Here is a 24,837-nt window from a genome sequence, read left to right as displayed (position 1 = left end):
GATCACACGAAACCGGAGACACACATGATTACGTCGAGGCACGCCATCGCGCCGCCCCGCACCTTCACGGATGCCGAGCATGCGCAAGCGGCGCTGTATTCGAAGGTCACCTGGCGCCTGATCCCGCTGCTGTTCCTTTGCTACGTCGCCGCTTACCTCGACCGGGTGAACGTCGGTTTCGCCAAGCTGCAGATGCTGAAGGACCTCGGCTTCAGCGAGAGCATATACGGGCTCGGCGCGGGCATCTTCTTCATCGGCTACTTTCTGTTCGAAGTGCCAAGCAACGTCATCCTTCACAAGGTCGGCGCGCGGATGTGGATCGCGCGGGTGATGATCACATGGGCCGTCATCTCGGCGGCGATGATGTTCGCGAAGACGCCCGCATTGTTCTATACGTTGCGCTTCGCGCTCGGTCTGGCCGAAGCGGGGCTGTTCCCCGGCGTGATCCTCTACCTGACCTACTGGTATCCGGCCGAGCGGCGCGGCAAGATCATCGCGCTCTTCATGACGGGCATTCCGATTTCCGGCGTGCTCGGCGGCCCGCTGTCGGGCTGGATCCTGCATGCGATGACGGGCGTGCACGGTCTCGCGGGCTGGCAGTGGCTGTTCCTGCTCGAAGCGGTGCCTTCGCTGGTGCTGGGCGTGGTCGTCGTCCTGTTCCTCGACAAGGGCATCGAACAGGCGAAATGGCTGACCCATGACGAGAAGACCACGCTGATCCACAACATCGCGATGGACGCGTGCGGCGCGCCGTCCCATTCGTTCCGCGACGGGCTCACGCATCCGCTCGTGTGGGTGCTGAGCGGGATCTACCTGTTCTTCATCATGGGCCTGTACGGCGTCGGCTTCTGGCTGCCGACGCTGATCAAGGGCTCCGGCGTGACGGACACGCTTTCCATCGGCCTGCTCACGACGGTGCCCTACGCGGCGGCGGCGATCGCGATGATCTGCGTCGGGCGCAGCTCGGATGCGCGGCGCGAGCGTCGCTGGCACGTCGCGGTGCCGGGTCTGATCGGCACCGCCGGCTGGGTGCTCGCGGTGTCGGCCGGCAGCGGCAACGTCACGCTCGCGATGATCGGCCTGACGGTCGCGACGATGGGCGTGATGACGACGCTCTGCCAGTTCTGGTGCCTGCCGACCGCCATCCTGGCTGGCGCCGCTGCGGCGACCGGCGTCGCGGTCGTCAATTCGCTCGGGAATCTCGCGGGCTTCGTGAGCCCTTACGTGATCGGGTGGATCATCGACAAGACGCACTCGACCGACCTCGGCGTCTATACGCTCGCCGCGTGCCTCGCGATCGGCGGACTGCTCGTGCTCGCGCTGCCGAAGCGGCTGGTGAACCGTTGAGCGGCGTGCGCGGACAGGAGATCGACATGTTGAGTGCACACGAGTTTGCGACGCTGATGCTGGTCAAGGACGCGCCGGGCCGGGTCGATCCCGGCCGGGCCGAGCTCGACGTGCTGCTCGAACGCGAGCTGGTGAAGGTGGAGGATCGCGCGTCAGCGTTCGCGCTGCCGCGCGTCACGCCGCTTGGCGATGCGCTGCTGCAGGCGATGGCGCGATTGTTTTGACACGGGCATGCGCGCCCGCCCGATTCACGCCGGCGCGCGCGCCACCCGCACGGCCGTGCCGTAGCAGATGACTTCCGTGACACCCGAACCGATCTCGGTCGAGTCGTAGCGCATCGCGACGATCGCGTTCGCGCCGAGCTTGCCCGCGTCGGCGAGCATCTTGTCGAAGGCCTGCTGGCGGGCCTTTTCGCACAGCGACGTGTACAGCGTGATGTTGCCGCCGAAGATCGTCTGCAGCGACGCGCCGAACGAGCCGACGATCGAGCGCGAGCGCACGACGATGCCCTGTGCGACGCCGAGCGAGCGAACGGTCGTGTGGCCGGGCAGGTCGAACGCGGTGGTCACGCGTTCGGGCGCGAGGTCGTCGAGGGAGCGGTCGGTATCTTTCATGGTCGATGGGCGCACGGCGGCGCGTGGAAAGCGAGCGGTGATTCTATCGGATGCGACGACGGGCGCGAACAGCCGCTCGCGCCCGTTTTGCGCCCGTTTCGCTTTCGCGCCTGCGAGCGGCTCAGCCGCGCGCCGTCATGGCCTCACTGCCGTGCCGCCGTCGCCGAGATCGACCGCGTAGGCCAGCGCCAGCTTGCCGAACTTCAGCGCGTGGTTCGCCTGCCGGTCCGAATTCTCCAGCGTGTCGTTCACGGTATGGATATACGGACTGTCGTTCTGATCGGCCTCGAACGGGAACGACGCCGGATACCCTTGCGCATTCCACGACGCATGATCCGAGCACGCATACCCGCACTGCGACGTGCCGATCGCGAGTTCCGGCAGGTAGGTCTTCGCCAGGTTCGTCAGGTAGGTGTTCTGCGACGCGTTCGTGTAGTCGGTGATCAGGTAGATGTCCTTCGGGTCGCCTTTGTAGTTCGTCATGTCGAGCTGCAGCACGCCGACCACGTTCACGTTTTGCGTACGAAACTGCTTCGCGATCGCCTTCGAGCCGAGCAGGCCGGCTTCCTCGGCCGCATACCCGACGAACTTGATCGTCCGCTTCGGCCGGTAGTTGTTCGCCAGCAGCACGCGCAGCGCTTCGGTGAGGCTGGCGATGCCCGACGCATCGTCGTCCGCGCCGGGCGAGCGCGTGTTTTCCGTCGTGCGCCCGACCGTCGAATCGAGGTGGCCGCCGAGCACGACGGTGCCCGCGGCCGGATCGCTGCCGCGGATCGTCAGGATCACGGATTTCTGCGGAAAGCCCGTGTGTGAGAACTGCTCGACGGTGATGTCGGCGCGCGAACCGGCCAGCTGTTTCCACTGCAGCGCGAGCCAGTCCGACGCGGCGACGCCGTGCGACGTCGTGTAGTAGCGGTTCGTGAAGCCGGACAGCGACGTGATCGTGCCGACGATGTTGCTGGCCTGCAGCTGCTGGACCCAGTTGCGGATCTGCTGGGAGTCCGCGACCTTGTACTCGGGCGCGGCCTGTTTCGCGAGCGGCAGCGGCTGCAGTGCCTGGCGCGCGTCGTCGAACGAGTCGTGTACGACATAGCCGGGCCCGTGGCCGCGGCTGCGGTGCACCGCGTGCGCGAGCTCGCCCAGCACGGCGTCGTCGACCTGCACGACGTGGACGGTGTCGCGGCGGGCGGTGCCGTCGGCGGCCTGGCCGGCCGGGACCGTCGTGGTGTACCGCGCCGTCGCGCCGGCATCGATGCGCTGCAGCTGGCGGTAGGCGCCGTCGCCGAGCGTGATCCACACCGGCGTCGCGTGCGCGGCGGCGGTCAGCAGCATGCCGCCCAGCGCGGCGCTCAATTGTTTCAGCGATGAAGTAGGCATGTTCGATCTCATCAGGGTAGTGATGTCGAGAAATCGGGGCGCCTCGCAGGTCGTGCGATGCGCCCCCGCCTGCTGCGGGATTACGACTTCTTCGGTACGGTCACGCCGTACGTGCAACTCTGGTTGTACGCATTGCCGATCGCGGTGAGCTGCGCGTTGCTGTAGCCGAGCGCGGACGCGGCCGTCAGCACCGCCTGCGCGGCGGCCTTCTGGTTGGTCGAGCTGTTGGTCATCGACAGCCCCTTCAGGAACGCCTTGTCCATCGCCTGCGCACCGATCGCGTCGCGCGCGACGAGGTTGCACGACGCCCAGTATTGGCCGGCCGTATGGATCTCCGCGCCGCGCGCCTGCGCATAAGTGCGCCCGACGTTCCAGTTGGTCACGCGGCCGCCCCAGAACTCGTTGTGGCCGTCCCAGTTATAGACCCAGTGGTACTGCGCATCCGACGGGCTCCACTGGTTGAAGTCGCGGCTGTACGCGGCGGCGAGATAGTCGCCGGTGCCTTCCGACAACCCTTCCTGCTGCGACAGGCCGCCGTTCGTCACCCAGTCGTGGATACCGTGGCCGAGCTCGTGGATCACGACGTCCGCGTCCTCCGCGTCGTCGACGCCGCCTTGCCCGAAGGTCAGCCGGCCGCTGCTCGACGAATACGACGAGTTGTCGTCGCCCGATTCGCCGTGCGGATCGTACTGCACGCCGCCCGTGTACTGGTATGGCAGCGCCTTGATGCCGAGCGTCTGGTTCACGTAACGCAGGAACGTGTCGATGTGGTAGTACGCGTTCACCGCCTCGAAATACAGGTTGCCGCGCGTGAATTCGAACGTGGGCGTCGACTGCACGGGGCATGCGTTGTCGCGCGGCGCGTCGAAATCGACGCAGGACGCGTAGGGGCCGGAGAGCTTGTAGGTCGAGCCCGACTGCGCGAGATCCTTCAGCGTCACGCGCACGCGCGCGGCGGTGAGTTGCGACGAATCGGCGTCGTTGCCGTCCTTGTAGCCCGTGCTGCCGTAGCTGCTCTTGGTCGGCGACAGCGGGTCGGGCCGGAACACGAAACCCGTGCCGTCGGTCGCGTAGAACGCCTTGTCCTCGGCGCGCAGCACTTCGCCGCTGCCCGAGTCGATCAGCAGTTCCCAGTCGCCTTTCGGGCCGTCGTTCGGGCGGCCGCGCACTTTCCACGCGGTATGCGTGCCGGCCTTGTCGACGAAGGCGACGAGCTGCGCATCCAGGTTCGTGAAGCCGCTCACGCCGAGATACGCGCGTGCGCGGTCGAGTGCCTGCTGCTGGTCGACGGCCTGCGTCTTGCCCGACTTCGCGACCACGCCGTTGATCGTGTTGCTCGCGACATAGAGGATGCGGCCGTCCTTCGCGACCGTCACCGCGATGTCGCTGCCGTACACGGGCAATCCGGCTGCCTGCTGCTGCAGGCGCACGACGGTGAAGTCGGCGTCGCTGCGCTCCGACGTGACGACGAGGCTCGCGAGCGCGGTCGCGTCGAGCCCGAGCTGCGCGGCCTGCGACGCGACGAAGTCGCGCGCAGTGGCGGCGGGCGTCGCGGCGGCCTTCTTCGCGCGATACGCGGGGTTGTACAGCGTGACGGCGACGCCGTCCGCGCGGAACTGACCGTTCGGCGCATCCGATTTCGCGGCCGGCGGCGCGACGCCGCGTGTCAGGCTTTCGCGCAGGCTCGACGCCTGCGGGTCCCCGTTCTTGTGGTCGGCGGCGGAGCTGGTTGCGACGCCGAAACCCAGCGCGATGCTCAGTGCCAACGGCAGTGCTTTGCGTGATGTCTGCATACGTGATCCTCGATTCAACGGTTGGGGAAGCCCGCGCCCTCGCGAGGCGCAGGCACGACACGGCCCGCGCGCCGGCTTGTGAAAGCCGGCGCGTCGACGCGCGTTGCGGCGCTGCGACTGACTAAGGAGAGCTAAGCGTCAGGTCGAAGCGAAACAGGAAAGAGGTGGAATGCGAACGGACCGCCGGACGGCGAAAGACGGGGAGAAACGGACGGCAGGCAGGTGCGGCGACGGCGAATCGAGCATCGTCATGTCATACCCCTCGGATCAAAGTTGGAGTGGCAGCCTGCATGCTCGACTCGCGTCGGCCGGCGTGTTCGCCTCGTTAGGCTGCCTATCTATTTTTTTTACATGTTACAGAACATTTTCGTGAACATTGCAAATTATTTTCGAAGCACGCTTCGATTCGTCGAGCAATTGGCGTGATTGTTCATCGAGCGGCTGGAAATGATGCGGAATTGCGCAATATTCCGCTGTTTTGTGCGCGGGCGCGTCAGCGCAGCGCGCGACGGTCGCTGCGCGGGCTCAGGCCAAATCGCGCGCGATACGTGCGCGAGAAATGCGACGGCGATTCGAACCCGCACGCGACGCACACCGACGTGATGCTCATGTCGGTCTGCTGCAGCAGTTCACGCGCGCGATCGAGCCGCAGGTTCAGGTAGAAGTGCGTCGGCGTGTCGTTCAGCGTCGCGCTGAACAGCCGTTCGAGCTGGCGCCGCGTGATCGACACCTCCTGCGCGAGCGCATCGGAGCCGAGCGGGTTTTCCATGTGCCGCTGCATCGTGCCGATCACCTGGATCAGCTTGCGGTTGTGCACGCCGTAGCGTGCGGCGATCTCGAGCCGCTGGCTGTCGGAGCGCTGCCGGATCCGGCTGACCACGAACTGCTCGGAGATCGCCGCCGCGAGATCGGCGCCGTGCCGCCGTCCGATCAGGTCGAGCATCATGTCGATCGACGCGGTGCCGCCCGCGCACGTGATGCGCCGGTCGTCGATCTCGAACAGCTCCTGCGTCGCATTCAGGCCGGGGTAGCGTTCACGGAACGCGGCCAGTGCTTCCCAGTGCAGCGTGAGCGGCTGCGACGCGTCGAACAGCCCGGCTTCCGCGAGCACGAAGCTGCCCGTGTCGATGCCGCCGAGCGTTGCACCATGACGGTGCTGGCGGCGCAGCCAGTCGCCGATCGCGCGCGTGTAGCACACGAGCGGATCGAAGCCGGCGACGACGAACACCGTGCCGACGCGCTCGACGTCCGCATACGCGGCCTCCGCGGCGACCGGAATGCCGTTGCTCGCGGCGACGGGCGCGCCGTCGGCGCTGATCACGTGCCAGCGGTAGAGCTCCGTGCGAAAGCGGTTCGCGACGCGCAGCGGTTCGACCGCGGACATGAAGCCGAGCGCGGAAAAGCCGGGCAGCAGCAGGAAGTGGAAATCCTCGGGCATGGTGGCGGGCAGGGTTGGACGACCGCAGCGTAGCGCCGGCGGCGCAACGGGACAAGCGCGGACAATATTCGACCGGCCGCTCGTCCCCGCCCGACAAGGCCGCCAGTCGATCTAGTGGTTTCTCCGCATAGTCGCACCCAGTCAAGAAAATGTCGCCGGCGGTCGCCTTGCGGCGAATATGGCCCGTTACTTTTGAGTCCACGATGCAGGCCGGGACGCATCCCGCACACCCGCTGCTCACTGAGTCGAACCGGGAGGGAACCATGAAGTCGAGAACGATCGCCGTGCTCTGCGCGGCTTTGCTGGCGGCAGGTGTGTGGTCGACCGCTGCGCAGGCCGACGCGGACCCCGTGACCTGCCGCACCGTGCGTTTCGCGGATATCGGCTGGACCGACATCACGTCGACCACGGCGCTCGCGTCGACCGTGTTCGAGGCGCTCGGCTACAAGCCGACCACGACGATCGCGTCGGTGCCGATCTCGTTCGCAGGTCTCAAGAGCAAGCAGCTCGACGTGTCGCTCGGCTACTGGTGGCCCGTGCAGCAGAAGCAGCTCCAGCCGTTCCTCGACAGCAAGTCGATCAACGTCGTCGAACCGCCGAACCTGGCGGGCGCGAAGGCGACGCTCGCGGTGCCGAGCTACGAATACCAGGCCGGCCTGAAGACCTTCGAGGACATCGCGAAGCACCGTGCCGAACTCGACGGCAAGATCTACGGGATCGAGCCGGGCAGCAGCGCGAACGCGACGATCCAGAAGATGATCGACACGAACCAGTACGGGCTCGGCGGCTTCAAGCTCGTCGAATCGAGCGAGGCCGGGATGCTGGTGACGGTCGAGCGCGCGATCCGCGAGAAGAAGTGGGTCGTGTTCCTCGGCTGGGAACCGCATCCGATGAACATCCAGCTGAGCATGAACTACCTGTCCGGCGGCGACGCGGCGTTCGGGCCGAATTACGGCGAAGCGCGCGTGTACACGCTGACGGCGCCCGACTTCATCGCGCGCTGCCCGAACGCGGGCAAGCTCGTCACGAACCTGCGCTTCTCGACGCAGCTCGAGAACCAGCTGATGCAGTCGGTGATGAACAAGACGAAGCCGGCCGACGCCGCGAAGGCGTACCTGAAGAAGAACCCGCAGGTGCTCGATCCGTGGCTCGCGGGCGTCAAGACGTTCGACGGCAAGGACGGGCTGCCGGCCGTGAAGGCGTATCTCGGCCTGTGACGGCCCGCGCGCCGCGCGCGGCGCGCCCTGACGAAACACCCGCAATGCGACACAACCCGAGTCAAGCGAGGCAACCAGCATGAACCACGAAGTCATCATCACCTGCGCCGTCACCGGCGCGGGCGATACGGTCGGCAAGCATCCGGCGATTCCGGTCACGCCGAAGGAGATCGCGGCCGCCGCGATCGAGGCCGCGAAGGCCGGCGCGACGGTTGCGCACTGCCACGTGCGCGATCCGCAGACGGGGCGCGGCAGCCGCGACCCGAACCTGTACCGCGAGGTGGTCGACCGGATCCGCTCGGCCGACGTCGACGTGATCATCAACCTGACGGCCGGCATGGGCGGCGATCTCGAGATCGGCCCGGGCGAGGACCCGATGCGTTTCGGCAAGGGCACCGACCTGGTCGGCGGCCTCACGCGCCTCGCGCATGTCGAGGAGCTGCTGCCCGAAATCTGCACGCTCGACTGCGGCACGCTGAATTTCGGCGACGGCGACTACATCTACGTGTCGACGCCCGCGCAATTGCGCGCCGGCGCGAAGCGCATCCAGGAACTCGGCGTGAAGCCGGAGCTGGAAATCTTCGACACGGGCCATCTCTGGTTCGCGAAGCAACTGTTGAAGGAAGGGCTGCTCGACGATCCGCCGCTGTTCCAGCTGTGCCTCGGCATTCCGTGGGGCGCGCCGGCCGATACGGGCACGATGAAGGCGATGGTCGACAACCTGCCGCCGGGTGCGCACTGGGCGGGCTTCGGGATCGGCCGCATGCAGATGCCGATGGTCGCGCAGGCGATGCTGCTCGGCGGCCACGTGCGCGTCGGCCTCGAAGACAACATCTGGCTCGATCGCGGCGTGCATGCGACCAACGGCACGCTCGTCGAGCGCGCGCGAGAGATCGTCGAACGGCTCGGCGGCCGTGTGCTGACGCCGGCCGAAGGCCGCCGCAAGCTCGGCTTGCCCGCGCGGGGCGAGCGTCCGCTCGAACGCCGAGCGGTCGTCGAGTTCGCCTGACCTTTCCATTGCAGGACGGCGGCGGCTTCGACGCGAAGCCCGCCGTCTCACTTCACCCGATTTCAAGGATGCGTTGACATGGCTGTGAAGACCGACATCAAGACGTTCGCCGCCATCGGCACCGGCGTGATCGGCAGCGGATGGATTTCCCGCGCGCTCGCGCACGGTCTCGACGTGGTCGTCTGGGACCCCGCGCCGGGCGCGGAGGAACGGCTGCGCGCGAACGTCGCGAACGCGTGGCCCGCGCTCGAGCGCGTCGGCCTCGAGCCCGGCGCCGATCCCGCGCGGCTGCGCTTCGTGGAGACGATCGAGGCGTGCGTCGCCGATGCCGATTTCATCCAGGAAAGCGCGCCCGAGCGCGAGGCGCTGAAGCTCGAACTGCACGAGCAGATCAGCCGCGCGGCGAAACCCGACGCGATCATCGCGTCGTCGACGTCGGGCCTGCTGCCGACGGATTTCTACGCGCGGGCGACGCATCCGGAGCGCTGCGTGGTCGGCCACCCGTTCAATCCCGTCTACCTGCTGCCGCTCGTCGAGGTGCTCGGCGGCGCGCGCACGTCGACGGAAGCGGTCGAAGGCGCGATGGAGATCTATCGCAAGCTCGGCATGCGGCCGTTGCACGTGCGCAAGGAAGTGCCGGGCTTCATCGCGGACCGGCTGCTCGAAGCGTTGTGGCGCGAGGCGCTGCACCTCGTCAACGAAGGCGTCGCGACGACCGGCGAGATCGACGACGCGATCCGCTTCGGCGCGGGCATCCGCTGGTCGTTCATGGGCACCTTCCTGACCTACACGCTCGCCGGTGGCGACGCGGGCATGCGACACTTCATGCAGCAGTTCGGCCCCGCGCTCGAACTGCCGTGGACGAAACTGGTCGCGCCCACGCTCACCGATGCGCTGATCGACAGCGTCGTCGAAGGCACGACCGAACAGCAGGGCACGCGCAGCATCAAGGAACTCGAGCGCTATCGCGACGAGTGCATCACCGAGGTGCTGAAGTCGATCGCCGCGGTGAAGGCGCGGCACGGGATGCGATTCGAGGACTAGATATGACGGATACTCCGCTGACGATATACCGCGACGTGGTGCGGCCCGAATGGGTCGACTACAACGGCCACCTGCGCGATGCGTTCTACCTGCTGATCTTCAGCTTCGCGACCGATGCGCTGCTGGATCGCATCGGCCTCGACGATGCGTCGCGAGCGGGGCCGCTCGGTCTACACGCTCGAAGCGCACGTGAACTACCTGCACGAGATCAAGGAGGGCACGCAGGTGCGTGTCGATGCGCGCGTGCTGGCGCATGACGCGAAGCGGCTGCACCTGTATCTCGAGCTGTTCGCGGACGGGCATGAGGATGCGGTATCGGCGAGCGAGCAGATGCTGCTGCACGTCGATACGCGCGACGGCGCGAAATCGGCGCCGTTCGACGACGACGTGGCCGCGCAGCTCGCCGCGCTGCATGCGTTGCAGCGCGAGTGCGCGGCTCCTGCGTATGCGGGCCGCGTGATCGGCTTGCCGCCACACCGCTAGCGCGGCGCGCGAACGATGCTCGAACCGGAAATCGCGGCGTTCGTCGCCGCCGTCGACGCGTGGTATCCGGCCGACGCGGCCGTACGCTCGCCGGCCGAGCAGCGCCGCCTCTACGACCGCTTCGCGGCCGAGTGGACGCCGGCCGCGCTGCCGCCGGGAATCGTGCAGGACGACGGCGCGTGGCGCGCGCCGGACGGCCGTGTCATTGCACTGCGCCGCTACCGGCACGCGCACGCGGCGCCGCGCGGCACGGTGCTGTTCTTTCACGGCGGCGGCTTCGTCGTCGGCTCGCTCGACAGTCATGCGCTGATCACCGCGCACCTGGCGGCCGATACGGGGCTCGACGTGATCGCGGTCGACTACCGGCTGGCGCCCGAGCATCGCGCGCCGGCCGCGCTCGACGATTGCGTTGCCGTCGTCCGCGCGGCGCTCGCGGAACGGCTGCCGTTCGGGCCGTGCGCGCATCCGCTGACGCTCGCGGGCGACAGCGCGGGCGGCATGCTCGCGGCGGCCGTCGCGGCAGCGCTGCGTGATGCGGGGGAGGAGGGCATCGACGGCATCGCGCTCGTCTATCCGATGCTCGGGTTCGAACCGCAATCGCCCGCGCGCGAAACGGAAGCGCACGCGCCGATGCTGACGCTCGACGACGTCCATCGCTATCGCGCGCTGTACTGGAGCGGCCAGCTGGACGGCCGGTCGGACGTGGCCGCGCCGCTCGACGCCGCGCGTTTCGACGGCCTGCCGCCCGTCCTCGCGATCGGCGCGGAACACGATCCGCTGCGCGACGATGCGCGCGTGTACGTCGAACGGATTCGCGCGGCCGGCGGTGCCGCGCACTACTGGATGGGAGAGGGGCTGGTGCACGGCTGCTGGCGCGCGCTCGGAACGAGCCCGCAGGCGGCGCGGATGCACCGGACGGTCGGCGATTTCCTGCGCGCGCCGTGCGCGTAGCGTTCGATTCGAGGAGGCAACGATGCAGGCAGCGCAACAGCGTATCGAGGACTGGCGGACGTTTTCCACCGACGTGACGATCGCGGCCGCGACGCTCGGCGACGGGCTGGTGAGCGTCGCGTGGAGCGACACGCGACGATCGCCGTTTCATTTCGACTGGCTGCGCGACACCTGTTCGTGTCCGGCCTGCGTGCATGCGCAGACCCGCGAGCAGGTGTTCGAGATCGTCGATGCGCCCGACGCGCTCGCGGTGCGCGGCGTGCAGGTGGGCCGCGACGGCGCGCTGCACGTCGAATGGCGCGACGGCCACCGCAGCGCGTGGCCGCCCGGCTGGCTCCGGGCGCACGCCTACGACGACGCGTCGCGCGCCGAGCGTCACGCGGCGCAGGGGCGCCATGTATGGAGCGGCGACGATCCGGACGCGATCGCGGGATTCGCGTGGCGCGACGTGATGCACGACGACGCGGCGCTGCGCGCGTGGCTCGGCGCGCTCCAGCGCACCGGGCTGACGCTCGTCGAAGGCGTGCCGGCCGAGCGCGGGCGCGTCGACGCGATCGCGCGCCGCATCGGCCTGATCCGCGAGAGCAATTTCGGTGTGCTGTTCGACGTCGAATCGAAGCCGCGCCCGGACAGCAATGCGTATACGTCGCTGAACCTGCCGCCGCATACCGATCTGCCGACCCGCGAGCTGCAGCCGGGCGTCCAGTTCCTGCATTGCCTGGCGAACGATGCGACCGGCGGCGACAGCGTGTTCCTCGACGGCTTCGCGCTCGCCGACGCACTGCGCGACGCATATCCGGACGATTTCGCTCTGCTCGCGTCGACGCCGTTCGAGTTCTGGAACAAGAGTGCGAACAGCGACTATCGCTGCTCGGCGCCGGTGATCGGGCTCGATGCGCGCGGCAACGTGACCGAGGTGCGCGTCGCGAACTTCCTGCGCGGGCCGCTCGATGCGCCTGCCGCGTCGATGCCGGCGATCTACCGTGCGTACCGGCGGTTCCTTGCGCTTGCGCGCGAGCCGCGCTTTCGCGTGCAGCGCCGGCTGCGGGCGGGCGACATGTGGGCGTTCGACAACCGGCGCGTGCTGCATGCGCGCACCGAGTTCGATCCGTCAACCGGCCGCCGGCATCTGCAGGGCTGCTACGTCGATCGCGACGAATTGCTGTCGCGGTGGCGGGTGCTGTCGCGCGCGGCGACGCCCACGGCATGAGCGGTCGCGCCGGCGAAAAAGCGCCCGGACGCAAGGCGCCCGGGCGAAGCCACCCGCTGCCGGGCGGCGGAGGTATGTCGTTCACAAAAAAGACGAGCCCTGTTCGAGGGCTCGTCCGGATGCGGATCGCGCGACGCGCGGCGCCCGCCGGGGGCGCATCGGCTTACTGGCCGAAGAAGATCGAGTCGCGAGCGTTCGACGACGTTGCGGCGGCCGGGCTGCCTGCGCGGACGACCGGCGCGGCTTGCGCGCCGTAGCCGCTGGTGTCGGCACCATGAACACGCGCTTCGGCGCTCTGGATGTCGTTCGGGTAGTACGGGCTCGACAGGCCCGGCTTGTAGCCTGCCTTCTCGAGCTGGACCAGCTCGTCGCGCACTTGCGCGCGGGTCACGGTGCTTTGGGCGAATGCGCCGAACGAAGCGGACAGGGCGGCAGCGGCAACGACTGCGGAAACGAGCGATTTCATGATGACCTCCGGTGTTTTATTGAGTTCGCTCTCGACACCATGTCTTAAGCGATTGATCAAATCTTAGTCATCGGAAGGTTCAGGGTAAACGCTGATTTTGACGATAGATTGTTTCCTGGGCGGTAAAAATAAAGCGTCGAACTACGCTTTCAATGAGCTTTCGTTTCAAACGGCGCAACAAGCATGACGAAAACGCGCGCCGGCGGCGCCATGCGCCGCACCGCGCAATCATTACATTGTTCGATGTAACGATAATGCGCGTCCGCGGGACAGACAAACGAGGGAAATGGATCGGCGCTTCCAACGCCGGATCGGGGCGTTACTTGCCGCCGGCCAGCGCGAGCACTTCGGCGGCGGAGATCATCGCGGCCGCGTTCGCGGGCGCGGGGCGTTCGGCCGGGCGGAAGACTTCGTCGCCGCGCTGGATGACCTGGCGCGACAGCGCGCATGTGCCGGTGCGTTGCGCGAAGCGGCGGCGCCAGCGCTGCTCACCGTAGTGACAGCGGCCGGGCTCGACCCAGCGGACGACGAGCAGCGTATCGGAACGTTCGAGGATTTCGACGTGGACGTCGGCGGGATCGAGCACAGGCAGGGATTTGGAGGCCTTCATTTTGCCGTTTCCTAAAGCTCGTGCGGTTCGGCCGTGGCAGTGGATGTCACTACCCGATGGCGAATCCGTAGCGGTTTCCATGAGTGGTGCGCTAAATGTAAGCGTCTGTGACCGGAAAAAACATCCTGTCTGGCTCAAATTACCTTTTGCCGATTTAGAAACAATCCACGCTTATTTTCTTGGAAAACCATAGACAAAAACGCCCCGGACCTGAAGTCCGGGGCGGAAAAAGCGGGTTGCGCCGCCGCGTCTGCTCGCTCAGACGCGGGCGGAGCCGCGCAGGACGGAGTGCCCGCGACGATCGTCGGCGGGCGGAAAAGCGCGGCGTCGCCGGCAGCGCGACCCGGCATCGGCATGATCGCGCGGCGCGCCCGTTGCGACGCTGACGCCAACATGACGTTTCTGACAGGTTGACGCGGCGGGCCGCTGCGAATAAGGCGAATGCCCGCCGAAATCCCCATTTCCGTCCCCGGGAAAACACTGAATCCCATTTCCGTGACAAATCGCCGATCGCTTCCTATGATTGGTTGGACCTTTAGTCCTTTGTGCCAATCAGCCGGCCGCGCTGCCGGCCTCCATCGGGAGAGTCGCTCATGAGATTGCAGGGCAAACGCGCGCTGGTGACGGCGGCCGGGCAGGGTATCGGCCGCGCGACCGCGCTGCGGTTCGCGAGCGAGGGCGCCGACGTGCTGGCGACGGATATCGACGAGGCGTCGCTGGCGCGGCTCGCGGCCGACGCGCAGGGCGCGGGCGGCGCGCTGGCGACGCAGCGGCTCGACGTGACGAGCGCGCGCGACGTGGCCGGGCTGGCGGCCGCGCAAGCCCCGTTCGACGTGCTGTTCAACTGCGCGGGCTATGTCCACCACGGCTCGATCCTCGACTGCGACGAGGACGCATGGGCGTTCTCGCTGAACCTGAACGTCACGTCGATGTACCGCCTGATTCGCGCGCTGCTGCCCGCGATGCTCGACGCGGGCGGCGCGTCGATCGTCAACATGGCGTCGGCCGCGTCGAGCGTGAAGGGCGTGCCGAACCGCTTCGTCTACGGGACGACCAAGGCGGCCGTGATCGGCCTGACCAAGGCGGTGGCCGCCGATTTCGTCGAGCGCGGCATCCGCTGCAACGCGATCTGCCCGGGCACGATCGAATCGCCGTCGCTCGAGCAGCGGATCGCCGACCAGGCGCGCATGCGCGACGTGTCGGCCGACGAGGTGCGCGCAGCGTTCATCGCGCGCCAGCCGATCGGCCGCATCGGCACCGCGGACGAAGTGGCCGCGCTCGCGCTGTACCTCGCGTCCGACGAAGCGTCGTTCACGACCGGCGCGATCCATTTGATCGACGGCGGCTGGTCGAACTGACCGTGTCTAACTGACCGCACGTCGCAACCTTCACCTTCCTCATACCCGACGACATGAAACTGCTCCGATACGGCGCGAAGCACCATGAAAAACCGGGCCTGCTCGATGCGCAAGGCCACATCCGCGACCTGTCGGGCGTGATCGACGATCTCGCCGGCGATGCGCTGGCGCCCGCGTCGCTCGCGCGCCTCGCGGGCATCGACCCGGCGACGCTGCCGCTCGTCGGCGGCGCGCCGCGGCTCGGCGCGTGCGTCGGCCGCGTCGGCAAGTTCATCTGCATCGGGCTCAACTATTCCGACCACGCGGCCGAATCGGGGATGGAAGTGCCGAAGGAGCCCGTCGTGTTCGGCAAGTGGACGAGCGCGATCTCGGGGCCGAACGACGACGTCGAGATTCCGCGCGGCTCGGAGAAGACCGACTGGGAGGTCGAGCTCGGCGTGGTGATCGGCCAGGGCGGTCGTTATATCGCGGAAGCCGACGCGCTGTCGCACGTGGCGGGCTACTGCGTCGTGAACGACGTGTCGGAGCGTGAATTCCAGCTCGAGCGCGGCGGCACGTGGGACAAGGGCAAGGGCAACGACACGTTCGGCCCGCTCGGCCCATGGCTCGTGACGGCCGACGAAGTGCCCGATCCGCATGCACTGCGGCTGTGGCTCGACGTCGACGGCCATCGCTACCAGAACGGCACGACCGCGACGATGGTGTTCCGCGTGCCGCACCTGATCAGCTACCTGAGCCGCTTCATGAGCCTGCAGCCGGGCGACGTGATCTCGACCGGCACGCCGCCGGGCGTCGGCCTCGGGCAGAAGCCGCCCGTCTATCTGCGCGCCGGGCAGGTGATCACGCTCGGTATCGACGGGCTCGGCGAGCAACGCCAGCGCACCGTGCAGGCCTGATTCCCTTTCGCGGACGATTCGTCATGCCTATCATTCGATCGATGCGCGTCCTCGACGTGCGCTTCCCGACCTCGCGCCAGCTCGACGGCTCCGATGCGATGAACCCGGACCCCGATTATTCGGCCGCGTACGTCGTACTCGAAACCGACCGCGACGGGCTCGAAGGTCACGGCCTCACGTTCACCATCGGGCGCGGCAACGAGATCTGCTGCGCGGCGATCGACGCGATGCGTCACCTCGTCGTCGGCCTCGACCTCGACTGGATTCGCGCGGACATGGGCCGTTTCTGGCGGCACGTCACGTCGGACAGCCAGCTGCGCTGGATCGGCCCCGACAAGGGAGCGATTCATCTGGCGACGGGGGCCGTCGTCAACGCGGTGTGGGATCTGTGGGCGAAAGCCGAACGCAAGCCGCTATGGCGGCTCGTTGCCGACCTGTCGCCGGAGGCGTTCGTGCGCGCGATCGACTTCCGCTACCTGCGCGACTGCCTCACCGAGGACGAGGCGCTCGCGATCCTGCGGCGGCAGGCGCCGGCCAGGGCGGAACGCATCGCCACGCTGGAGCGGGAGGGGTACCCGTGCTACACGACGTCGGCCGGCTGGCTCGGCTACAGCGACGACAAGCTGCGGCGGCTGTGCCGCGAAGCCGTCGAAGCCGGGTTTGACCACGTGAAGCTGAAGGTCGGCGCGAACCTGGAAGACGATATTCGCCGCGTGACGATCGCGCGCGAAGTGATCGGCCCGGACCGCAAGCTGATGATCGATGCGAACCAGGTGTGGGAAGTGGACGAGGCGATCGACTGGGTGCGCGAACTGGCGTTCGCGCGGCCGTGGTTCATCGAGGAGCCGACGAGCCCCGACGATGTCGAAGGGCATCGCACGATCCGCGAAGCGATCGCGCCCGTGCAGGTCGCGACCGGCGAGATGTGCCAGAACCGCGTGCTGTTCAAGCAGTTCATCGCGCGCGGCGCGATCGATGTCGTGCAGATCGACGCGTGCCGGCTCGGCGGCGTGAACGAGATTCTCGCGGTGATGCTGATGGCCGCGAAGTACGGGTTGCCGGTGTGCCCGCATGCGGGCGGCGTCGGGCTGTGCGAATACGTGCAGCATCTGTCGATGATCGACTACGTGTGCATTTCCGGCACGAAGGAAGGGCGCGTGACCGAATACGTCGATCACCTGCACGAACATTTCGTCGAACCGTGCGTCGTGCGCGGCGCCGCCTACATGCCGCCGACGGCACCCGGTTTCTCGATCGAGATGAAGCCCGAATCGCTGGAGCAATACCGGTTCCGGGGCTGACGCGGCACGCGGCGACAACATGAACGACGGAGACGCGAAGTGGATTTGAATCTGCAACACAAGGTCGTGATCGTGACCGGCGGCGCGTCGGGCATCGGTGCCGCGATCTCGATGCGGCTTGCCGAAGAAGGCGCGATTCCGGTGGTGTTCGCGCGCCACGCGCCCGACGACGCGTTCTGGCGCGCGCTCGTGCAGAAGCAGCCGCAGGCCGCGTGCGTGTCGGTCGAGTTGCAGGACGACGCGCAATGCCGCGACGCGGTTGCGCAGACCGTCGCGCGCTTCGGTCGTCTCGACGGCCTCGTCAACAACGCGGGCGTCAACGACGGCGTCGGGCTCGATGCCGGCCGCGATGCGTTCGTCGCGTCGCTCGAGCGCAACCTGATCCACTACTACGCGATGGCGCACTACTGCGTGCCGCACCTGAAGGCGACGCGCGGCGCGATCGTCAACGTCTCGTCGAAGACGGCCGTGACCGGCCAGGGCAACACGAGCGGCTATTGCGCATCGAAGGGCGCGCAACTCGCGCTGACGCGCGAATGGGCCGTCGCGTTGCGCGACGACGGCGTGCGCGTGAACGCGGTGATTCCGGCCGAGGTGATGACGCCGCTTTACCGGAACTGGCTCGCCGGTTTCGACGACCCCGACGCGAAGCTGGCGGGCATCGCGGGCAAGGTGCCGCTCGGCAAGCGCTTCACGACGGCCGACGAGATCGCCGACACGGCCGTCTTCCTGCTGTCGGCACGCGCATCGCACACGACGGGCCAGTGGCTGTTCGTCGACGGCGGCTATACGCATCTCGACCGTGCGATCAGCTGAGGGCAGCGCGCCATGCAACCCGACCCGAACCAGACTGCCGTGCCGCCGCTGATCGCATTGACCGGCATCGGCAAGCGCTTCCCGGGCGTGCAGGCGCTCGACGATTGCCGTTTCGACCTGCGTGCCGGCGAAGTGCATGCGCTGATGGGCGAGAACGGCGCCGGCAAGTCGACGCTGATGAAGATCCTCGCGGGCGTGTACCCGCGCGACGACGGCGAGATCCGGATGGACGGCCGTGCGGTGGAGATCGCCGATCCGCGCGCCGCGCAGGCGCTCGGGATCGGCATCATCCATCAGGAACTGAACCTGATGAACCACCTGAGCGTCGCGCAGAACATCTTCATCGGCCGCGAGCCGCGCGGGCGCTTCGGCATGTTCGTCGACGAAGACAAGCTGAATCGCGACGCCGCCGCGATCTTCCAGCGGATGCGGCTCGATCTCGACCCGCGCACGCCGGTCGGCCGGCTGACGGTCGCGAAGCAGCAGATGGTCGAGATCGCGAAGGCGCTGTCGTTCGACTCGCGCGTGCTGATCATGGACGAGCCGACCGCCGCGCTCAACAACGCGGAGATCGCGGAGCTGTTCCGCATCATCCGTGACCTGCGCGCGAACGGCGTCGGCATCGTCTACATCTCGCACAAGATGGACGAGCTGCGCCAGATCGCCGATCGCGTGACCGTGATGCGCGACGGCAAGTACGTCGCGACCGTGCCGATGGCGGATACGTCGATGGATACGATCATCTCGATGATGGTCGGCCGCCAGCTCGCGACGGAATTCCGCACGCCGCCCGATACGTCCGCGAACGACGTCGCGCTCGAAGTGCGCGGGCTGTCGCGCGGCCGTGCGATCCGCGACGTCGGCTTCACGCTGCGGCGCGGCGAGATCCTCGGCTTCGCCGGGCTGATGGGCGCGGGCCGCACCGAGGTCGCGCGCGCGGTGTTCGGCGCGGACCCGGTCGATGCCGGCGAGATCCGCGTGCACGGCAAGACCGTGACGATCCGCACGCCGGCCGATGCGGTGAAGCACGGCATCGGCTACCTGTCCGAGGATCGCAAGCACTTCGGGCTCGCGGTCGGGATGGACGTGCAGAACAATATCGCGATGTCGAGCATGCGCCGTTTCGTGCGCCGCGGCGTGTTCCTCGACGCGCGCGCGATGCGCGACGCCGCGCATGCGTACGTACGGCAGCTCGCGATCCGCACGCCGTCGGTCGCGCAGCCCGCGCGCCTTTTGTCGGGCGGCAACCAGCAGAAGATCGTGATCGCGAAGTGGCTGCTGCGCGACTGCGACATCCTGTTCTTCGACGAGCCGACGCGCGGCATCGACGTCGGCGCGAAGAGCGAGATCTACAAGCTGCTCGACGCGCTGGCCGCCGACGGCAAGGCGATCGTGATGATCTCGTCGGAACTGCCCGAGGTGCTGCGCATGAGCCACCGGATCCTCGTGATGTGCGAGGGGCGCGTGACCGGCGAACTGCGCGCGGCCGACGCCACGCAGGAAAAGATCATGCAGCTCGCGACGCAGCGCGAGTCGACCGTCATCCCCTGAATCCGACGCTGACCGATGACCATGTCCAACGATACGCATCCCGTTCCTCCGATCGCCTCCGGCGACGCGCCGGCCGGCGCGTCCGGCTTGCGCGCACGCTTTTTCAACCCCGCCGCGCGCCAGAAGCTGCTCGCGTTCGCGAGCCTCGTGCTGCTGATCGTGTTCTTCAGCTTCGCGTCGCCGAACTTCCTCGAAGTCGACAACCTCGTCACGATCCTGCAGGCCACCGCCGTAAACGGCGTGCTGGCGGTCGCGTGTACCTACGTGATCATCACGTCGGGCATCGACCTGTCGGTCGGCACGCTGATGACGTTCTGCGCGGTGATGGCCGGCGTCGTGCTCACCTATTGGGGGATGCCGCTGCCGGTCGGGATCGTCGCCGCGCTCGGCTTCGGCGCGCTGTCGGGTTGCGTGTCGGGCTTCGTGATCGCGAAGATGAAGGTGCCGCCGTTCATCGCGACGCTCGGCATGATGATGCTGCTCAAGGGGCTGTCGCTGGTGATCTCGGGCACGCGGCCGATCTACTTCAACGACACGCCGGGCTTCGCGTCGATCGCGCAGGATTCGCTGATCGGCAACCTGATTCCGGCGCTGCCGATCCCGAACGCGGTGCTGATCCTGTTCCTCGTCGCGATCGGCGCATCGATCGTGCTGAACCGCACGATCTTCGGCCGTTACACGTTCGCGCTCGGCAGCAACGAGGAGGCGCTGCGGCTGTCCGGCGTGAACGTCGACGCATGGAAGATCGCCGTCTACACGTTCAGCGGCGCGGTGTGCGGGATCGCCGGGCTGCTGATCGCGTCGCGACTGAACTCCGCGCAGCCGGCGCTCGGGCAGGGCTACGAGCTCGATGCGATCGCGGCCGTCGTGATCGGCGGCACGTCGCTGTCGGGCGGCGCGGGCAGCATCGTCGGCACCATCATCGGCGCGTTCATCATGAGCGTGCTGACCAACGGCCTGCGCATCATGTCGGTCGCGCAGGAATGGCAGACGGTCGTGACGGGCGTGATCATCATCCTGGCCGTCTACGTCGACATCCTGCGCCGGCGGCGCCGTTGACCCGACGCGCAATACCGCAATACGACAAGGAGACGCGAAGTGATCAGGAGCAAGGTGTTGAATGCGATCGTCGGGCTGACGTTCGCCGTCGGCGTCACGGCCGGTGCGCGTGCGCAGGAAACCTACATCCCGCTGATCTCGAAGGGCTTCCAGCATCAGTTCTGGCAGGCCGTGAAATCGGGCGCGACGCAGGCCGCGAAGGACTACAAGGTGAAGGTGACGTTCGAAGGGCCGGAAACCGAGGCGATGGTCGACAAGCAGATCGACATGCTGTCGGCCGCGATCGCGAAGAAGCCGGCCGCGCTCGGCTTCGCGGCGCTCGACAGCAAGGCCGCGCTGCCGCTCCTGAAGAAGGCGCAGGCCGAGAAGATCCCGGTGATCGCGTTCGACTCGGGCGTCGACAGCGACATCCCGGTGACGACGGCCGCGACCAACAACAAGGCCGCCGCCGCGCTGGCCGCCGACAAGCTCGCCGCGCTGATCGGCGACGAAGGCGAAGTGGCCGTGGTCGCGCACGACCAGACGAGCCGCACCGGCATCGACCGCCGCGACGGTTTTCTCGAGCGGATGAAGTCCGCCTATCCGAAGATTCGCGTCGTGACCGTGCAGTACGGCGAAGGCGACCAGCTGAAATCGACCGAGGTGACGAAGTCGATCCTGCAGGCGTACCCGAAGCTCAAGGGGCTGTTCGGCACCAACGAAGGCTCGGCGATCGGCGTGGTCAACGGCGTGCGTGAAATGAAGCGCAAGGTCGTGATCGTCGGCTACGATTCGGGCAAGCAGCAGAAGGACGCGATCCGCAGCGGGCTGATGGCCGGCGCGATCACGCAGAACCCGATCGGGATCGGCTACAAGACGGTCGAGGCGGCCGTGAAGGCGATCAAGGGCGAGAAGCTGCCGAAGGTCATCGATACCGGTTTCTACTGGTACGACAAGACCAATATCGACGATCCGAAGATCGCGGCGGTGCTGTATGACTGAGCGGGACCGATAGGGAGCACACCGATATCGCCATGACCGACTTGCGCATCGATGCTCATCAACACTTCTGGCGTTATCGCGCGGCCGACTATCCGTGGATCTGCGCGGGCATGAACGCGCTCGCCCGCGATCGCCTGCCGGACGAACTGCATCCGCTCCTGCACGCGCACGCGCTGGACCGGTCGATCGCGGTGCAGGCGCGCGCCGGGCGCGACGAGACCGCGTTCCTGCTCGATCTCGCCCGCGACGACGCGCACATCGCGGCGGTGGTCGGCTGGGAGGATATCGGTTCCCCGCGGCTCGCGGACCACGTGGCCGAGTGGGGCCGGGACAAGCTGCTCGGTTTTCGGCATCAGGTCCAGGATGAAGGCGACGTCGCCGCGTTCGTCTCCCGGCCCGCGTTCGAGCGCGGCGTCGCGTGGCTGCAGGCGAACGGGTACGTGTACGACGTGCTCGTGTTCGAGCGCCAGTTGCCGGACGTGCAGGCGTTCTGCGCACGGCACGACGCGCACTGGCTCGTGCTCGATCACGCCGGCAAGCCCGCGCTGGCCGAATTCGAGCGCGACGAATCGGCGCTCGGGCGCTGGCGTGCCGCGTTGCGCGAGCTGGGCGCGCTGCCGCACGTCGCGTGCAAGCTGTCGGGACTGGTGACGGAGGCGGACTGGGCGCAGGGCCTGAGGCCGCAGGACTTCAGCCGGATCGAGCGTTGCCTCGACGCGGCGCTCGACGCGTTCGGCCCGCAGCGGCTGATGTTCGGTTCGGACTGGCCGGTGTGCCTGCTGGCCGCGTCGTATGACCAGGTCGTCGCGCTGGTCGAGCGATGGGCGGCGACGCGCTTGTCGGAGCCCGAGCGGTGCGCGGTGTGGGGCGGCACGGCGGCGCGTTGCTACGGGGTGGCGGTGTGACGCGCGGCCTCGATGCCGGCATATAGAATTACAGAATTACGATAGCGTTTGCGGCCCGGGAATGTGTCCCTGCCGCTCCGCTCCACCCAAACCGACGACCCGCTTCAGCGTATGTCCATCCAGCCGATCCAGAACCGCCGCCTGTACCAGCAGATCGCCGACAAGCTCAGTGCGATGATCGAGTCCGGCGATTTTCCGCCGGGCAGCTACCTGCCGCCCGAGCGCGAACTGGCCGAACAGTTCGGCGTATCGCGCACGTCGGTGCGTGAAGCGCTGATCGCGCTCGAAGTGAGCGGGCTCGTCAGCGTGCGCGTCGGCGACGGCGTGAAGGTCCGTCATCCCGAAGCGGCCGGGCTGCCGCCCGAACGGAGCGCGCCGCCCGGCGCGCTCGCGGTGATCGAGATCGATCCGGAACTCGGCATCGCACTCGATCTCGATACCGAAATCCCGCCGTTCGCACTGTTGCAGGCGCGCCGGCTGATCGAGCCGGAGGCTGCGGCGCTGGCCGCGACGCACGGGTCGGACGCGCAGCTCGCCGGCATCCACGAGGCGTTCCTGCGCAACCAGGAAGACAACCGCAGCGGCTCGCTCACGCATCCGGGCGACCGGCTGTTTCATATCCGCATCGCGGAAGCGAGCGACAACGCCGCGTATGCGCTGATGATCAAGCAGTTGCTCGCGCACAAGTACGACCTGATGTTCCAGCGGCTGCAGTCGCTGTACATGCCGAACGACATGCCGCACCGGTCGGAACTGGAGCACCGCGCGATCCTCGACGCGATCCGCGCGCGCGATCCGGACGCCGCGCGCCGCGCGATGGCCGAGCATCTGGATTCGGTGATCCGCATCTTCGGGCGAGCCTGCGATTGAGCCTGACGCGGCGCTGCCGCGCGCCGTTCAGAAGCGATCCGCGCGATACGGCGCCGGATCGGTGAACGGCGCTTCGCCCGTCATCATCTCGGCCAGCAGGCGGCCCGTGACGGGCCCGAGCGTCAGCCCGTGATGGTTGTGCCCGAACGCGAACCACAGCCCGCGATGCGCGGGCGCGGGGCCGATCACCGGGCGCATGTCGGGCGTGCACGGCCGGAAGCCGAGCCACGGTTGCGGGTCGAGCCGCTCGCCGAAACCGAACACGGGGCGCGCGACGCGTTCCGCCCGTTCGAGCTGCACGCCGGTCGGCGGCACGCGGCGGCGCGCGATCTCGACGCCGGTCGTCAGCCGCAGCCCGCGCTTCATCGGTGCGATCACGTACCCGTATTCGCGATCGACGATCGGCGCCGACGGCACGCCGCGCGCGGACGGCGCGTAGTGCATGTGATAACCGCGCTTCTCGCGCAGCGGGATCTTGTAGCCGAACTTGCCGAACACCGTGTCGGACCACGGGCCGAGCGCGACGACGACAGCCGGCGCGGCGGCCGTGCCGTCGTGCGTGTTGACTTGCCAGCCGGGCGAGCGTGCGTCGAGGCTCGCGGCGTCGCCGGTCAGCAGCGTGCCGCCGCCTTGCACGAACAGGTGTGCATACGCTTTGACGAGCGCGGCCGGATCGACGACGCTTTTCGGATCGAGCCAGTGCAACGCGCCGCAGAAGCCGGGTGCGAGGCTCGGTTCGTGCGCGAGCAGCGCGGCGGCATCGAGCGGCGTGATGCCGAGCCCGTGGCGGCGCGCGGTGAGCTGCGCGTCGGCAATGCCGCGCTCGAATGCGGCCGGCGTGCGGAATGCTTCGAGCCAGCCGTTCGCGCGCACCAGCGCGTGGGCGCCCGCGCGCGCGATCAGCGCGTCGTGCTCGACGATGCAGCGCTCGATCAGCGGCAGCATGTCGCGTGACGCCGCCGCGTGGCGCAGCGGCGCCGATTCCCACCAGAAACGCGCGAGCCACGGCGCGAACGCGGGCAGCGACGTGCTGTGCCAGTAGAGATCGGTCGAGCGGTTCAGCGCGTAGCGCATCAGCGTGAACGGGCTGCGCGGGAACGGATACGGCTCGACCGACGAGCGCTCGATCAGCCCCGCGTTGCCGAAGCTCGTGCCTTCGCCGGGCGCGCCGCGATCGACGAGGGCGACCTTGCGCCCGCGATCCTGCAGGTGCAGTGCGACGGAGACGCCGACGATGCCGGCGCCGAGAACGATGACGTCGAAGTCCATCGATGTTTGCTGAAGCGAGTGGTCGGAAGACGGGGGGCGAAGAGCCCGTGTGGCGATCAAGCATACCCGGGACCGGGGCGGAGGGCCAAGTGTGCCCGATAGCGGATGCCGATACTGTTTCTTCATACAGTTGTCGGCCGGCGGCCCCGATGTTCTAATGGGCCGCCATTTTTCCTGCCTGCCCACCGCCATGTCGTTGTTCGAGCCCGTCACGCTGACCACCGCCCGCCTGAACCTGCGGCCGCTTCAGGAGGATGACGCACACGCATAAA

At 67.8% G+C, this 24,837-nt stretch carries 23 protein-coding genes and 1 pseudogene; 17 read left to right on the top strand and 7 right to left on the bottom strand.

The window, feature by feature from the left end; translation table 11 throughout:
- Positions 1 to 24 precede the first annotated feature (24 nt).
- The gene (locus WT26_RS31925) at positions 25 to 1,347 is read left to right on the top strand and encodes an MFS transporter (protein ID WP_069274811.1); all 1,323 of its coding nucleotides are present in this window, start codon (positions 25 to 27) and stop codon (positions 1,345 to 1,347) included.
- 26 nt (positions 1,348 to 1,373) lie between these two features.
- Positions 1,374 to 1,571, top strand: a complete 198-nt coding sequence (locus WT26_RS31920) for a hypothetical protein (protein WP_042588464.1) — start codon at positions 1,374 to 1,376, stop codon at positions 1,569 to 1,571.
- 24 nt (positions 1,572 to 1,595) lie between these two features.
- Here the strand turns inward: WT26_RS31920 and WT26_RS31915 are convergent, their stop codons facing one another.
- The 4 genes from WT26_RS31915 to WT26_RS31900 all read right to left on the bottom strand — a co-directional run bounded on the left by WT26_RS31915 (position 1,596) and on the right by WT26_RS31900 (position 6,569).
- Positions 1,596 to 1,961 (bottom strand): YbjQ family protein, encoded by a 366-nt coding sequence (locus WT26_RS31915; protein ID WP_069274810.1) that lies wholly within the window; start codon positions 1,959 to 1,961, stop codon positions 1,596 to 1,598.
- A 135-nt stretch (positions 1,962 to 2,096) separates the two neighbouring features.
- Positions 2,097 to 3,338 carry a M20/M25/M40 family metallo-hydrolase gene (locus tag WT26_RS31910; RefSeq protein ID WP_069274809.1) on the bottom strand — a complete coding sequence of 414 codons (1,242 nt, stop codon included), beginning with the start codon at positions 3,336 to 3,338 and terminating at the stop codon, positions 2,097 to 2,099.
- Between the two features lie 80 nt (positions 3,339 to 3,418).
- A complete protein-coding gene (locus WT26_RS31905; protein ID WP_069274808.1) occupies positions 3,419 to 5,131 on the bottom strand; it encodes a M36 family metallopeptidase in 1,713 nt (570 codons plus the stop codon).
- 493 nt (positions 5,132 to 5,624) lie between these two features.
- Positions 5,625 to 6,569, bottom strand: a complete 945-nt coding sequence (locus WT26_RS31900) for a GlxA family transcriptional regulator (RefSeq protein WP_069274807.1) — start codon at positions 6,567 to 6,569, stop codon at positions 5,625 to 5,627.
- Between the two features lie 263 nt (positions 6,570 to 6,832).
- Between WT26_RS31900 and WT26_RS31895 the strand changes: the two genes are divergently transcribed.
- From WT26_RS31895 to WT26_RS31870, 6 genes and pseudogenes are all read left to right on the top strand, one after another.
- Positions 6,833 to 7,786, top strand: a complete 954-nt coding sequence (locus WT26_RS31895) for a choline ABC transporter substrate-binding protein (protein WP_069274806.1) — start codon at positions 6,833 to 6,835, stop codon at positions 7,784 to 7,786.
- A 79-nt stretch (positions 7,787 to 7,865) separates the two neighbouring features.
- The gene (locus WT26_RS31890; RefSeq protein WP_059904867.1) at positions 7,866 to 8,795 is read left to right on the top strand and encodes a 3-keto-5-aminohexanoate cleavage protein; all 930 of its coding nucleotides are present in this window, start codon (positions 7,866 to 7,868) and stop codon (positions 8,793 to 8,795) included.
- A 78-nt stretch (positions 8,796 to 8,873) separates the two neighbouring features.
- Positions 8,874 to 9,839, top strand: coding sequence for an L-carnitine dehydrogenase (locus WT26_RS31885; RefSeq protein ID WP_069274805.1), 966 nt, complete (start codon positions 8,874 to 8,876; stop codon positions 9,837 to 9,839).
- A 2-nt stretch (positions 9,840 to 9,841) separates the two neighbouring features.
- Positions 9,842 to 10,322: pseudogene (locus tag WT26_RS31880) on the top strand (thioesterase family protein).
- 15 nt (positions 10,323 to 10,337) lie between these two features.
- Positions 10,338 to 11,273 carry an alpha/beta hydrolase gene (locus WT26_RS31875; protein WP_069274804.1) on the top strand — a complete coding sequence of 312 codons (936 nt, stop codon included), beginning with the start codon at positions 10,338 to 10,340 and terminating at the stop codon, positions 11,271 to 11,273.
- 22 nt (positions 11,274 to 11,295) lie between these two features.
- On the top strand, positions 11,296 to 12,483 hold the full coding sequence (locus WT26_RS31870; RefSeq protein ID WP_069274803.1) for a TauD/TfdA family dioxygenase: 1,188 nt from the start codon (positions 11,296 to 11,298) through the stop codon (positions 12,481 to 12,483).
- Between the two features lie 163 nt (positions 12,484 to 12,646).
- Here the strand turns inward: WT26_RS31870 and WT26_RS31865 are convergent, their stop codons facing one another.
- On the bottom strand, positions 12,647 to 12,949 hold the full coding sequence (locus WT26_RS31865) for a DUF4148 domain-containing protein (RefSeq protein ID WP_069274802.1): 303 nt from the start codon (positions 12,947 to 12,949) through the stop codon (positions 12,647 to 12,649).
- 319 nt (positions 12,950 to 13,268) lie between these two features.
- On the bottom strand, positions 13,269 to 13,559 hold the full coding sequence (locus WT26_RS31860; protein ID WP_069274801.1) for a DUF3331 domain-containing protein: 291 nt from the start codon (positions 13,557 to 13,559) through the stop codon (positions 13,269 to 13,271).
- A 593-nt stretch (positions 13,560 to 14,152) separates the two neighbouring features.
- Here WT26_RS31860 and WT26_RS31855 point away from each other — a divergent pair.
- The 9 genes from WT26_RS31855 (at position 14,153) to WT26_RS31815 (ending at position 23,296) form a co-directional block, all read left to right on the top strand.
- On the top strand, positions 14,153 to 14,917 hold the full coding sequence (locus WT26_RS31855) for an SDR family oxidoreductase (RefSeq protein ID WP_069274800.1): 765 nt from the start codon (positions 14,153 to 14,155) through the stop codon (positions 14,915 to 14,917).
- Between the two features lie 53 nt (positions 14,918 to 14,970).
- The gene (locus tag WT26_RS31850; RefSeq protein ID WP_069274799.1) at positions 14,971 to 15,813 is read left to right on the top strand and encodes an ureidoglycolate lyase; all 843 of its coding nucleotides are present in this window, start codon (positions 14,971 to 14,973) and stop codon (positions 15,811 to 15,813) included.
- 23 nt (positions 15,814 to 15,836) lie between these two features.
- Positions 15,837 to 17,114 carry an L-fuconate dehydratase gene (locus tag WT26_RS31845; RefSeq protein WP_069274798.1) on the top strand — a complete coding sequence of 426 codons (1,278 nt, stop codon included), beginning with the start codon at positions 15,837 to 15,839 and terminating at the stop codon, positions 17,112 to 17,114.
- 39 nt (positions 17,115 to 17,153) lie between these two features.
- A complete protein-coding gene (locus WT26_RS31840; RefSeq protein WP_059666599.1) occupies positions 17,154 to 17,930 on the top strand; it encodes an SDR family oxidoreductase in 777 nt (258 codons plus the stop codon).
- 12 nt (positions 17,931 to 17,942) lie between these two features.
- Positions 17,943 to 19,481, top strand: a complete 1,539-nt coding sequence (locus WT26_RS31835) for a sugar ABC transporter ATP-binding protein (RefSeq protein ID WP_069274797.1) — start codon at positions 17,943 to 17,945, stop codon at positions 19,479 to 19,481.
- A 21-nt stretch (positions 19,482 to 19,502) separates the two neighbouring features.
- A complete protein-coding gene (locus WT26_RS31830) occupies positions 19,503 to 20,540 on the top strand; it encodes an ABC transporter permease (RefSeq protein ID WP_069275217.1) in 1,038 nt (345 codons plus the stop codon).
- Between the two features lie 39 nt (positions 20,541 to 20,579).
- Positions 20,580 to 21,521 carry an ABC transporter substrate-binding protein gene (locus WT26_RS31825; protein WP_069274796.1) on the top strand — a complete coding sequence of 314 codons (942 nt, stop codon included), beginning with the start codon at positions 20,580 to 20,582 and terminating at the stop codon, positions 21,519 to 21,521.
- Positions 21,522 to 21,553: 32 nt separating this feature from the next.
- Positions 21,554 to 22,426, top strand: coding sequence for an amidohydrolase family protein (locus WT26_RS31820; RefSeq protein WP_069274795.1), 873 nt, complete (start codon positions 21,554 to 21,556; stop codon positions 22,424 to 22,426).
- Positions 22,427 to 22,537: 111 nt separating this feature from the next.
- Positions 22,538 to 23,296, top strand: a complete 759-nt coding sequence (locus WT26_RS31815; RefSeq protein ID WP_069274794.1) for a FadR/GntR family transcriptional regulator — start codon at positions 22,538 to 22,540, stop codon at positions 23,294 to 23,296.
- Positions 23,297 to 23,323: 27 nt separating this feature from the next.
- On the opposite strand, the gene WT26_RS31810 is transcribed toward WT26_RS31815, so the two are convergent.
- Positions 23,324 to 24,565, bottom strand: a complete 1,242-nt coding sequence (locus WT26_RS31810) for an NAD(P)/FAD-dependent oxidoreductase (protein ID WP_069274793.1) — start codon at positions 24,563 to 24,565, stop codon at positions 23,324 to 23,326.
- Positions 24,566 to 24,837: the final 272 nt, after the last annotated feature.

It is taken from the genome of Burkholderia cepacia (assembly GCF_001718835.1).
GTDB lineage: Bacteria > Pseudomonadota > Gammaproteobacteria > Burkholderiales > Burkholderiaceae > Burkholderia > Burkholderia cepacia_F.
This window is presented reverse-complemented; position numbering and strand designations above follow the sequence as displayed.